The organism is Pseudomonas sp. TMW22090, assembly GCF_022496665.1.
Classification (GTDB): Bacteria; Pseudomonadota; Gammaproteobacteria; order Pseudomonadales; family Pseudomonadaceae; genus Aquipseudomonas; species Aquipseudomonas gregormendelii.
Window position 1 is genome coordinate 164,853 of record NZ_SCFH01000011.1, and the last position, 11,800, is coordinate 176,652.

General features: G+C 57.0%; 11 protein-coding genes. 1 reads left to right on the forward strand and 10 read right to left on the reverse strand.

Features of this window, described 5'->3' with window-relative positions; translation table 11 throughout:
• Nucleotides 1–92: 92 nt before the first annotated feature.
• The 9 genes from copD to EQV97_RS26110 form a co-directional block, all read right to left on the reverse strand.
• Complete coding sequence (gene copD / locus EQV97_RS26070) at nt 93–1,031, reverse strand: copper homeostasis membrane protein CopD (protein ID WP_240890330.1); 939 nt, start codon at nt 1,029–1,031, stop codon at nt 93–95.
• A gap of 4 nt (nt 1,032–1,035) precedes the next feature.
• On the reverse strand, nt 1,036–1,422 hold the full coding sequence (gene copC, locus EQV97_RS26075; protein WP_240890331.1) for a copper homeostasis periplasmic binding protein CopC: 387 nt from the start codon (nt 1,420–1,422) through the stop codon (nt 1,036–1,038).
• A 78-nt stretch (nt 1,423–1,500) separates the two neighbouring features.
• The gene (locus EQV97_RS26080) at nt 1,501–2,355 is read right to left on the reverse strand and encodes a copper resistance protein B (RefSeq protein ID WP_240890368.1); all 855 of its coding nucleotides are present in this window, start codon (nt 2,353–2,355) and stop codon (nt 1,501–1,503) included.
• 63 nt (nt 2,356–2,418) lie between these two features.
• Entirely contained in the window at nt 2,419–4,284 is a 1,866-nt protein-coding gene (locus EQV97_RS26085; protein ID WP_240890332.1) for a copper resistance system multicopper oxidase, read from the reverse strand.
• Nucleotides 4,285–4,551: 267 nt separating this feature from the next.
• Nucleotides 4,552–4,824: a heavy metal-associated domain-containing protein gene (locus tag EQV97_RS26090; protein ID WP_204149593.1), complete on the reverse strand. Its 273-nt coding sequence runs from the start codon at nt 4,822–4,824 to the stop codon at nt 4,552–4,554.
• 114 nt (nt 4,825–4,938) lie between these two features.
• On the reverse strand, nt 4,939–7,287 hold the full coding sequence (locus EQV97_RS26095; RefSeq protein WP_276614384.1) for a heavy metal translocating P-type ATPase: 2,349 nt from the start codon (nt 7,285–7,287) through the stop codon (nt 4,939–4,941).
• Nucleotides 7,288–7,290: 3 nt separating this feature from the next.
• A complete protein-coding gene (locus EQV97_RS26100) occupies nt 7,291–7,542 on the reverse strand; it encodes a DUF2933 domain-containing protein (RefSeq protein ID WP_204149592.1) in 252 nt (83 codons plus the stop codon).
• A 119-nt stretch (nt 7,543–7,661) separates the two neighbouring features.
• Nucleotides 7,662–8,117 carry a hypothetical protein gene (locus EQV97_RS26105; RefSeq protein ID WP_240890333.1) on the reverse strand — a complete coding sequence of 152 codons (456 nt, stop codon included), beginning with the start codon at nt 8,115–8,117 and terminating at the stop codon, nt 7,662–7,664.
• 100 nt (nt 8,118–8,217) lie between these two features.
• Entirely contained in the window at nt 8,218–8,613 is a 396-nt protein-coding gene (locus EQV97_RS26110) for a hypothetical protein (protein ID WP_047528751.1), read from the reverse strand.
• Between the two features lie 376 nt (nt 8,614–8,989).
• Here EQV97_RS26110 and EQV97_RS26115 point away from each other — a divergent pair, with 376 nt between their 5' ends.
• Nucleotides 8,990–9,535 (forward strand): hypothetical protein, encoded by a 546-nt coding sequence (locus EQV97_RS26115; protein ID WP_240890334.1) that lies wholly within the window; start codon nt 8,990–8,992, stop codon nt 9,533–9,535.
• A gap of 64 nt (nt 9,536–9,599) precedes the next feature.
• Here the strand turns inward: EQV97_RS26115 and EQV97_RS26120 are convergent, their stop codons facing one another.
• Nucleotides 9,600–11,651, reverse strand: coding sequence for a bifunctional DedA family/phosphatase PAP2 family protein (locus EQV97_RS26120; protein ID WP_240890335.1), 2,052 nt, complete (start codon nt 11,649–11,651; stop codon nt 9,600–9,602).
• Nucleotides 11,652–11,800: the final 149 nt, after the last annotated feature.

The window sequence follows — 11,800 nt, forward strand, 5'->3', positions numbered from 1 at the left end:
ACAAGCTGATGTAATTTCTACGGCCGACTCAGCGCGGGCGCACCGGCTCAACTTAGAAAATTGCAAAGGACTGCCTGCATTCACTTCACGGGTTACTCAGCTGACATCTCCATCTCTGGGCTGAGTGTGCCGAGCCAGGCAACCAGGCCCATAATGATCACCGCGACCGAGAACTCTAGAATCATGCTGCGCCGTAAAGCGTTGATCGCGACGGTGTGAGTATCTGCCTGAATAGATCGCTCAAGCAGCGGGCTCAGGTGAAAGCGGTTCACCGCCGCAAATACCAGCATCCCCGCAAACAAGAAGACCTTCAAAGACAGCAGGGCCCCGTACGTGCTGGATGTCAACGTCTCGAATGCTGGCCCGACAACCATCAGATAGTTGACGATCCCGGTGATAGCCAGGGTTGCGACGATAAGCGTCCCCGTTGATTCGAACCCAGTCAGCGTTCGAGCCAGCAACCGTATCTGCAGATCGCCTGTGAGGTTGGTTGAGCGCAATAACAGCGCGAATGCGGCAAGAGCGCCCAACCAGCTGCCTGCACTCAGAAGATGGACAATATCGCTGGTGAAGTGCAGGTAGCGTCGACTGCCTTCATCCATGGCGCCATGTCCTGTCCAGGCCAGCGTCGCCAGGGCGATGGCCCCGCACAATGTGGCCAGCCAGAGGCTAAATGCCGGGGCCCGTCGATTGAGGGTCGCGGCGATGACCGCTACCGTCAACGAGGCTATTCGAACCATCCAGGTCAACCCGACGTCAGTGTCCATCAGCATCATCTGTAGGATGTGGTGATGCAGTTCCATGACGCTGGACATACCGCTCATCGTCTTGGCCATGTGTAGCATGGCCGCCATCGATAGCAGTACGCCGATAAGGGCAGTTCCCACCAGTAACGACCCAAAATTCAACACGGCGCCGTCTGCGCGTTCCTTTCCTTTGAGACTGTACAGGCCAAACAGTGCCAGCCCGAAGAGCAGCATCAAGTCGATGTAGAGTGCGAAGCGAAGGCTAATGTAGATTGAGTCGTCCATGGGGTCACTTGACTTTAAAGGTCACGGTGCCTGTGATTGGGTGGGTATCGGAAGAAACCGCTCTCCACTCGACCTTGTATGTGCCAGGTGTGAGCGCCGCCGCCGGGGTGATGACCATCATTTTCGGATCGTCGCTGCCCGCGACACTCGCTTTGACACCCATGGGGGAGTGGGCAGACATGCCTGGCATTTCGGTCATGATCAATTTCGCGCCGGAAAACTGGGTAGTGAGCTTTTCCGAGAAATTCAGTTCGATTTTTGCCGGTGCGGCCACGGTGGCGCCATCGACCGGGGTAGAGGACAGTAGTTTTGGATGCGCCTGAGCGGCAGCGCTCAAAAACAAACCGATGCTGAGTGCCGCGACAACACCAACGGCTTTAAAAGATGACATGCAAGGCTCCTGACGGCCTGGACCGTGAGTGGGGTGTTACTGTTTGAATGGATGTGGGGGTGTATCTTTCGGTCAGGTTTAGAACCACATTCGCACACCGACGACAAAGCGCGTATCGCTCTGGTCTTCGCCTTCTTCAAGGCGGTAATCCGCCGTTTTGCCGTAGGAGCGGTTCCAGGTCACGCCGATGTAAGGTGCGAACTCGCGGCGTACTTCATAGCGCAGTCTCAGGCCGACCTCGGTGTCCGACAGCCCTGAGCCTGTGGCCCGTTGTGGGTCATTTCTGCCATAGAAGTTGATTTCAGCAGTGGGTTGCAGAATCAAACGGTTGGTCAGCAAAATGTCGTAGTCACCCTTGAGCCGCAGCGCGGTCTGGCCGGCCTCGCCCAGGTAAGCGGTGGCTTGAGTTTCGAAGTCGTAGAGCGCCATGCCTTGCAGCCCCAGCGCCGCCCAGGTCTGCGGTGCGCCAGGTTTGAAGTCCTGTCGCACACCACTGACCACGTCCCACCAGGGACTGACGGCGTGTCCCCAGAGTGCCTGAAGCTCAGCGCTTTCGGTCACGCCATTGGTTCGCTCGCCTTCGGTGCGCAGCCAGAGACGATCCGTGTCACCGCCAATCCAGCCATTGGCTTCCCAACGTAATGCACTGCCCTTGTCAGCGTCTTGCCATTCGAGTTGATCGATCAGGAAAAATGAGTTGATCGAGCTGTCGTGCATCTGGTGGCCGGCATGGCTTTCAAACACCGCCGCGCGATCGGCATCGGTGAGCGCCGGAATGGGTGTACGGCTTTGCTGGGGCGCGGCGGGTTTCATCCCCTGCATCTGACTGTCGTCCATGCCCTGCATTTGGGAATGATCCATCTCCTGCATCTGCTTGCCGTCCATACCTTGCATTGGCTCGGTCTGCCCATACGCAAACGGCATGACGCCCATCCCTAGGATGGCCAAGCCGGCGAGTAGCGGTTTAGCGGTTCTTTCGAAGTTCATGTCTGGCTCCTACTCTTGCACACGGACTTCGCGGAACATGCCCATTTCCATGTGGTACATCAGGTGGCAGTGGTACGCCCATCGCCCCAGGGCGTCGGCAGTCACGCGGTAGCTGCGTTTGGTGCCAGGCGGCATGTCTATGGTGTGCTTGCGAACCATGAAATCACCGTTTTCATCCTCCAGGTCACTCCACATGCCATGCAGATGAATGGGATGCATCATCATGGTGTCATTGACTAGAACCACTCGGATGCGCTCTCCATATTTGAGATGAAGTGGCTCGGCATCAGCGAATTTGACGCCGTCAAAAGACCACGAGAACTTTTCCATGTGTCCGGTCAGGTGCAGCGTGATGGTGCGGCTGGGTTCCCGACCATCGGGATCCTGGAAGGTGCTCTTCAGGTCTGAGTAGGTCAGTACCCGGCGACCGTTGTTTCTCAGTCCCATGCCAGGATCGTTGAGTTTCGGTGTGGGGCTCATCGCCTGCATGTCGACCAACGGGTTATTCGCTTCCGAGGCCGGGTGAGGCTCCATCGAGTCCATGCTGCTCATGCCCGACATCGAGTGACCTGACGTGTCTGCCGAGCCTGGCGTCTGACTGTGATCCATGCTCTGCATCGATCCACCGTCCATGCCCGTCATACCCTGCATGCCTTTGTCGTCGCCGGCCGACATTTGGCTGTGATCCATACCCTCCATGCCTTGCATCGAGTCCTGGGTCATACCCTTCATATCGCCATGATCCATGCCGGCCATATCACCCATGCCCATGTCGCTCATCGTGATCAACGGACGTGGATCCAGGGGAGGCACAGGAGCTGAGAGCCCTTCATGTACAGCCAGAGTACCTCTTGCGAAACCGGTACGATCCATCGACTGGGCGAACAAGGTGTATGCGTTTTCGGTGGGTTCGACGATCACATCAAAGGTTTCGGCCACGGCGATGCGGAACTCATCAACGCTCACCGGTTTCACGTACTGCCCGTCTGCGGCGACGACAGTCATTTTCAGCCCAGGAATACGCACGTCAAAGTAGCTCATCGCCGAGCCGTTGATGAACCTCAGGCGTAGCCGTTCTCCGGGCCTAAAAATACCTGTCCAGTTGCTATCGGGAGCCTGCCCGTTAAGCAAGTAGGTGTAGGTGGCGCCGCTAACGTCAGCAAGATCGGTGGGGTTCATTTTCATTTCAGCCCACATTTTCCGATCCGCGACGGTGGCAGACCAACCGTTCTTACCAACGTCATCAATGAAGTCGCCGACGGTGCGCTTGTGCAGGTTGTAGTAACTAGATTGTTTCTTGAGTTTCTTCATGACCCGAACTGGGTCTTCATCCGTCCAGTCGGACAGCATCACCACATAGTCGCGGTCATAGCTGAAGGGTTCGGGATCCTTTGCATCGATGACCAAGGGGCCGTAGACGCCGACCTGCTCCTGGAACCCGGAATGACTGTGATACCAGTAGGTGCCGTTCTGTTTGACCTTGAACGAATAAACGTACAGGCCGCCCGGTTCGATGCCGTGAAAACTCAGGCCCGGTACACCGTCCATGTTCACCGGCAGAATGATGCCGTGCCAATGGATCGAGGTGTCTTCCTTGAGCCGGTTCCTGACCCGCAACGTCACCGTATCGCCTTCACGCCAGCGCAATATCGGGCCAGGGAGGCTACCGTTGATGGTCATGGCGGTGCGGGGCGTGCCAGTGAAGTTCACCCCCATCTCACCGATAGTCAGATCGAAATTAGTGCCAGCGAGCACATTCCGCTGCCCCTCACTGGTAATTGCCCACACCGGGCTGCGCCACAGCCCAAAGCCTGCGAGTACCCCGCCTGCAGCCAAGGCTTTCACGAAAGTGCGTCTTGATGTTCTGGAATGCATGGAGGGGTATCCAGTAAGTCGGAGTGCAGGCAGATACGAAACCGCTGCCACAGTAGGGCCATGGCTCGCTTCAGAGAGTCGGTGCCAGCCGCCATTTTGCGAGCAAGATGTCATATCATCAGGCGGCGCGTGATTACATTTCCGTCAGGTTAGCAATGGCAGTTTGGCTGCGCTGCGATTGGGCAGCATCGATAGATTTGTCTTGTTGTGATAGGCCGTGTCAGGTTAGCCCTGACGTAGTCGTCAATTGCCGTTTAAAAATATCGCTTACCGACAGCAGCAACCGCCACCGTTCCCGCCACAACCAGAGGCTTTCTTACTCGCTACGCTTTCCATTGTCACCAGCTGTGCTGGATAGCCAGCGTCCTGCAGGGCTGTAAGCAGCGCAGGGCTGTCCGAATCGCCACTGACCTTCACCCGTCCGGCTTGTAGATCCACTGCTATGTCACTGACGCCTTCAAGTGGGCGCAGCGCTTCGGTGACGTGTTTGACACATGAGCCACAGCTCATGCCTTGGACTTGCAGTTCAACGGTTTTCATCGGTGACTCCTCATAACAAAATGCATCAAGCAAAGACTGAGGCATTCAGCTTTTCTGCGACGTTGGCTTATCTTCAACCTTGCTGCCATGGCAAGGTCAAGCGGGCGTTTTCACTCAATCAATGGAAGCCTGGCGCAGGCGTAACGCGTTGAATACCACCGACGCCGAGCTCACGCTCATGGCCAGTGCGGCAATTAACGGTGACAGAAGGTGACCGGTAAGCGGGTAGAGCAAGCCTGCTGCCAGCGGGATGCCCATGGCGTTGTAAAGGAAGGCGAAGGTCAGGTTCTGGTGCATATTTCTCACCGTTGCTACTGACAGGCTGCGAGCGCGCAGGATACCGAGCAGATCGCCTTTGACCAGGGTGATCTGAGCGCTGTTCATCGCCACGTCAGTGCCAGTACCCATGGCGATACCGACATCAGCGCGAGCCAGCGCGGGGGCATCATTAATGCCGTCGCCGGCCATCGCCACGCGGTGTCCGGCTTGCTGCAGAGATGCAACCAGACGTTCTTTATCTTGCGGTTTGACCTCGCCATGCACCTCCTCAATGCCCAATTGGCGAGCTACCGAGCGCGCAGTGGTAAGGCCGTCGCCAGTGGCCATGATGACCTTGACGCCATCCGCCTGCAGACGCTCGACGGCCAGCTTCGAGGTGGGTTTGATGGGATCGGCTACAGCCAGCAAACCCGCCAGGGCGCCATTGACTGCCAGGTACATGATGCTCGTACCGTCGCCGCGTAGCTTCTCGGCCTGCGCTTGCAAGCGCTCAGTGGCGACGCCGGCTTCCTGCATCAGCGCCGTATTACCCAATTGCAGGCGGCGACCTTCAACCTGACCGCTTACACCAATACCGGAAGCCGACTCGAAGGTTTCAGGTGGGCTCAGTGTCAGACCTGCGGCGCGTGCCTGATCGACGATGGCGCGGGCCAACGGGTGCTCGCTGCCCTGATCAAGACTCGCAGCCAGGCGCAGCACCTCATCCTGAGTGAATCCGGGTACGGCCCCGACGCTATGGAACGCTGGTCGACCTTCAGTGAGGGTGCCGGTTTTGTCGACTATCAAGGTGTCTATTTTGCGCAGGTTTTCGATGGCGGCGGCATCGCGAAACAATACGCCGCTGCCAGCAGCCTTGCCGGTGGCGAGCATGACTGACATCGGTGTCGCCAGGCCAAGGGCACAGGGACAGGCGATGATCATGACCGCGACAGCGTTGATCAGTCCGAACACCCAGCTCGGCTCGGGCCCCCACAGTCCCCAGCCGAGTAGAGTCAGCGCGGCGATAGTAATCACCACGATCACGAAGTAACCGGCGATTACATCAGCCAGGCGTTGCATCGGCGCCTTTGAGCGCTGGGCCTGAACAACCATCTGCACGATTTGTGCGAGCAGGGTGGCCGACCCTATCTTCTGCGCCTGCATCACCAGGCTGCCGTGGATGTTGAGAGTGGCGCCGATCAGCGCGTCGCCGGCCCTCTTCATGATCGGTATCGGTTCGCCAGTGAGCATCGACTCATCCACAGCGCTTTCGCCTTGCAGCACCTGACCGTCGACAGGCACTTTTTCGCCTGGTCGCACACGTAACGTGTCGCCGCTGTGTACGTGCGTCAGGGGGATGTCTTCTTCCGTGCCGTTGGCATTGATCCGTCGGGCAGTTTTGGGGGCCAGTCCAAGCAGCGACTTGATTGCGGCCGAGGTTTGCGAGCGCGCCTTGAGTTCAAGCATCTGGCCGAGGAGGGTGAGTGAGATGATCACAGCCGCCGCTTCGAAGTAGACGCCGATACGGCCGTCCATCAGGAAGTTGCTGGGGAATACATCGGGGGCCAGGGTCGCCACAACGCTGTAAAGAAAGGCCGCCGCCGTGCCAAGGCCGATCAGCGTCCACATGTTCGGACTTCGCTGAATCACCGAGCGCACGCCGCGTACATAAAATGGCCAACCAGCCCAAAGCACCACCGGTGCGGCCAGTCCCAGCTCGATCCAGTTTTGCGTGGGGCCGTGAAACAGCACTAAGGCATGGCCGCCCATGGCCAGAACGGTGACGATTATTGTCAGTGGCAATGTCCACCAGAAGCGCTGGGTGAAGTTCTTGAGTTCAGGGTTCTCTTTTTCCTCCAATTCCGGGATCACCGGCTCTAAGGTCATGCCGCACTTGGGGCAGACGCCGGGGCCAATCTGGCGAATCTCCGGATGCATGGGGCAGGTGTATTCAGTGTCAACGGTCAACGGTTCTGCTGGTGCCTGATGGATGTGTTCAATTTCAGTCGGAGATATTTGATATCGCTCAGGCTCTGCCCTGAAGGTCGTTTGGCATTTCTGGCTGCAGAACCGGTAGGTTTGCCCCTTATATTGCGTACTGAACTGGCTTTCGCTACTGACGGCCATGCCGCAGACCGGATCATGGGAACCGGTGGGTTCAAGCTTTTGTATTGGGTCGTCTTGACGAAGCTCAGGGGCGTGCATGGGCTAACTCCTGTTCGCATCCTTGGTTGAGTCTGAGCTTTCGCCGTGATGACTGTGTCCACCGTGGTGGTGCCCGAAAAAATGCATCAGCGGGCACAGCAGCAAAATCATATAAGGCAGTAAGCCCAGCATGTGGCCGTAGTGTTCTCTGGCCAGATAAAACAGCGCGATCACCAACAGCATGCCCAGCGCTATGCCGGGTTTGCTCCTCCAAAATGCTGGAGAGGTTTTAGCTGAATGTGCTGAATTCATCATGGTTTTGTACTCCTGAGGGAGTTCTATCGAGTAGTACGGCGGTGTCGCTCTAGCCATGCTGGCCATGGTGACACCGCCGTTGCATTGCAAGCGCCGCAATCCTGGGTGGATAGCGGTCGTTACTTCTTCATTGGCATGTCCATCATCGACGACTGCTGATCCATCATCTTCATCATCATCTCCATCATTCCTTTACCCATGCCCATACCCATACCGTCCTTGGAGCCAGACATCCCCATGCCTGAGCCCATCTCCATGCCCGTACAACCAGCAGCCCCTTGCTGCTTACTCATCATGGTCAAGCTGTCCTTCATCGTTTTCATGCCCTCTTGCATAGCTGCTTGCCGCTCGGCAGGGGTTTTCGCAGCTGCAGCTTTGTCATGAGCTGCCTGCATTTTCTGCATTTGCTCGCTCATCGCTTTGCTCATCGCTGACTCGGACGGTGCGCTGGCAGCCGTTGCACTGGCAGGTGCGTCGCCAGGTGCGTCGGCAGGATGATGCTCATCTTCCGCATAAGCCATGAATACGCTGCTGGCTAAAATAGCGGCAAGAACCAATTTCAATTGTGTTTGCATGGTGAACTCCGGGTTTTAGAGACAAGTAGGAATTACTAGGCCGCGCCTAATTGGCGCAATGAAGCAGGACGGCCACGGTGTGACCGCCCTGAAAGTTGGATTAATCGTTGAAACGGACGAATATCAGGCGGGCTGGAGGCCCCGATGGCGCGGGGCGCTTCAGTGCGAGTGCAGCGAAGGTTAATGTTTGAGCGGGGATAAGCAGCAGCATCGCAGGTAACAGCAAGGCAAGCGCCAAACTGGCGAGATCCAGTGTCGGGATCTGCGATGCGGGACTGATCGCCTTTGCTGCATCGGCACAATGCTTAAGGCAGCCGCTGGCATGCAGCGCATGTTCATCCATCTGTTGCAGCGTGGAAGGCGTCTCGTGCGTTGCACTCAGGCTGTGCTGCGGCTGCACCAGGCAGCCGTGAAATACCGTCACGATCACAGCCAACACCCACACCCCTAGGGTGAGTCGCAAAAGATTGCGGTAGTGATGACGGAACCAGTACATGACGTGCTCCAAGGGCCTGTTAGTCCCTAATTATCCCAGTGTAGACATCCAGGCCGTCGCAGAGTTGACTTCAATCAAGTAAGTGGGTTTTCGGTACGCTTGGGCAGCAAGGCTGTTGCGCGGAAAGCAGGTGTTGCTGTGGTCATGATTCCGTGAGTGCAATCTCTCCGAGCCGGTTTATTTCGGCGGAACTAAACTCAGCTTTTTTGGATACAGGTCATCCTCGCCGGCTGTTCATCGGCAGGCTTTAGGTAAATTGGAGCTAAAGGTTTGACGGTGATGCCAGCGGCGGTCAGAGCGCTGCGTAAGGACTGAGGCGCAGCGAAAGCGAGTTGCGCAATTCGAAACTGCCAATGCATGACAATCGGTAAGTGGCATGAGAAAAAAAACATCACCAGAGCATCACCTTCAACTTCGGGTACGCGAGCTTGGACAGTTGTTTAACTCGATGGATCCGACACCTTTTCTTAACAAGGATCTCGATCGCGAAGCTGAAGCGTTCATTGAGACTTGGGCGGCGGAATTTTCGTCGGACAGCCGGCTTCGTATCACAATCCACCTTGAGCACCTACCAGCAGAGGGCGATCCAAGTGCGATCATGATCGAGGCAATCCACAATTACTTTGATCATAAGGCAGGCCTCACGCGCAGTGATTTAAAACACCTCCTTCGAGATGGCCGCATCAGCCTGGTGATCGGCATCGCCTTTGTTACCCTTTGCCTGATTGCCGTGGATGTCATCGGCCAACTTGGCACTGGCGCTGTGGTCGGCATGGCACGCGAAAGCCTAGTGATCGTTGGCTGGGTGGCGATGTGGCGACCACTGCAGATTTTTCTATATGACTGGTGGCCGCTTTTAAGATTGATTCGCGTCTACAAAGCCATCAGCCATGCACATGTTCGAGTGGTGCAAGGTAAATAATTTCTGCCGTAAGCCGAAAGACGCCGGTATCGGCGATGTACCTGCTAGTCCACGTTCGCCGCTATCAATCAGACATCGATTTCTGTGTCTTACAGTGACGAGCTAACAGGACATTGCCATCCCAATCTCCATTTGAGGTTCCTGGGGGACGTGGAAGAAGTCGTCCATCGTCAAAAGCGACAGCTAGCGTGCTTCGTGGTGCATTCACACCAGGCTGTGTCGACGTCAAGGTAATGAGGAACAGGGGGTGATAGATACGCTCCTCGACAACTGAGCCCATCCACAGCGAGAAAGTACGCCCGTTTGTGAGCTCCAAATCTACGACCCACACTCGAAGCACGAGGCGTGAACTGGTGAGTGCGCCCCCACTGTTCGGTCGAACGAGTGTCAGACTGGGGAGGCGACCACTGGCGAAAAGTGGAATAACCGGAAGAGCTGTCGGGTCGGTCTGGACGGAAAGCCAATTCAGGGCATTAAGAGGTGTCCAGGCCGCTGAGTCGCGCCACCCATTACGCTGCAGGACATCCTGCAAGTCCTGCAGACCACCGGCCCACTGGAACGTCAGTGGCTCATTCGTCTCGCCCGTGAGATCAATACGCCGCACCGGCAGTTGCTGCCAACCCGACGCCCACCAATCGGTGGCGGCCATGGACGGAGTTCCTATCTTGACGGCATAGCGGTCGCTGTCGGTCGCATGGCTACGATAGATATTGAGTCCTCCGGCAAGAATCAGTGCTGAACATCCGGCGGCGAGTAGGCTCTTTGGCTCAATGCCTACGGCTTGGCGCCATAGGTAGGAAAGGCCGAGCAGCGCCAGCCAAGCCGATCCGAATGCCAATCCCCCAATAACGTCGGAAAACCAATGCGCACCGAGGTAGAGGCGCGAGAATGCAATCAGAAATATCAGGGTTGCTGCGCCGAGAGCGACCACGAGGCGCCATGCCGGGCGGATCTCACGCGTGATGAGAAAAGCGAGGAAACCGTAGAGCACGACATTGACCGTGCTATGCCCACTAGGGAAGGAAAATGCACTCCAGCCGGAGTAGAGAAGCTCGCCGGGGCGAGCGCGATGCAACGCCACTTTGATGACTGAGTTGAGTGCTGAAGCACCGGCAATCGCAATCAACCAATAGGCCGCTGTACGCCAGGCGCGTTTCCACATGAGCCATGACAAGACAACCAGCGTGACTGCCGCCACGACCGTGGTGTCACCGAGTTCCGTAATGGCGATCATTACCGCGTCGCCCGGCGCTGTACGAAGCTCCTGGAGCACTTGGTATATCGCGCTGTCGACGAGCAGCAATGGGTCACCGGTGACGAGATCTTCAAGAATGCCAAAGAAGAGCCAGGCTGCGCCGACGAGAAGCACAGCCGATAATGCGAGAGTCCGTGCTTCGGGTCGCGAAGGATCGAGTAAATGGGTGAGACTGCTGCTTAGCCAGGTGTCGTGGGTGCCGGCCCAGCACCGCAGCCGTCCCAGTGCGTCGATGAAGTAGGGGACGCCGCGACGCAACGTCCAGCGCACGATATGCGAACCTGCCCAGCCCATTACGAATAGAACAACCAGCAGGATTGCGAGCGGCTTTGCGGTTGCGCCGAGTATGCTGAACGTCGCGCCTACGAGTACACCGGACAGGATATGCGATGGAGCCCAAGCGAGTGCCGAGGCAACATTGACGGCATAGAATCGACTAACCGTCATGCCCATCATTCCGGCAAGGAGCGGGATGAAGGCGCGGACGCCCGGTACGAAGCGCGCGAGAAATACACTCTTGACGCCATGACGCTCGAAAAAGGCCTCGCTGCTCTGAATCAGTTCAGGGTGGCGGTTCAAAGGCCAGAAACCAAGAATCTCGCGGTGATATCGATGTCCCAGCCAGAACGAAAGACCATCACCCACGATGGCGCCTAACGTGGCGGCTACCAGCAACGGCCAGAGTAGTAATACGCCGCTCGGCACCAAGGCACTGAGCGCGAGGATCACGGCTGTGCCGGGAACGACAGCTCCAATAATCGGGATTGACTCGGAAAGTGCCAGAAGAAACACCGCCAGATAGGCGACATGCGGATTCACCGTGAGGAACTCGATGATCGATGAGACCAGGGACGTCATCATTCGCGGGCTGCCTATGCAATGTCGGTGATGAGGCGATCAATGTGTATTTCTTTGCGATAGATCGCACAGTCGTTATGAAGCAGGTGCCACGTCAGCAGGAAACTCTTCTACGCGCTTTTCAAAGCGTCCAAAATGCAACGCCAGGGTTG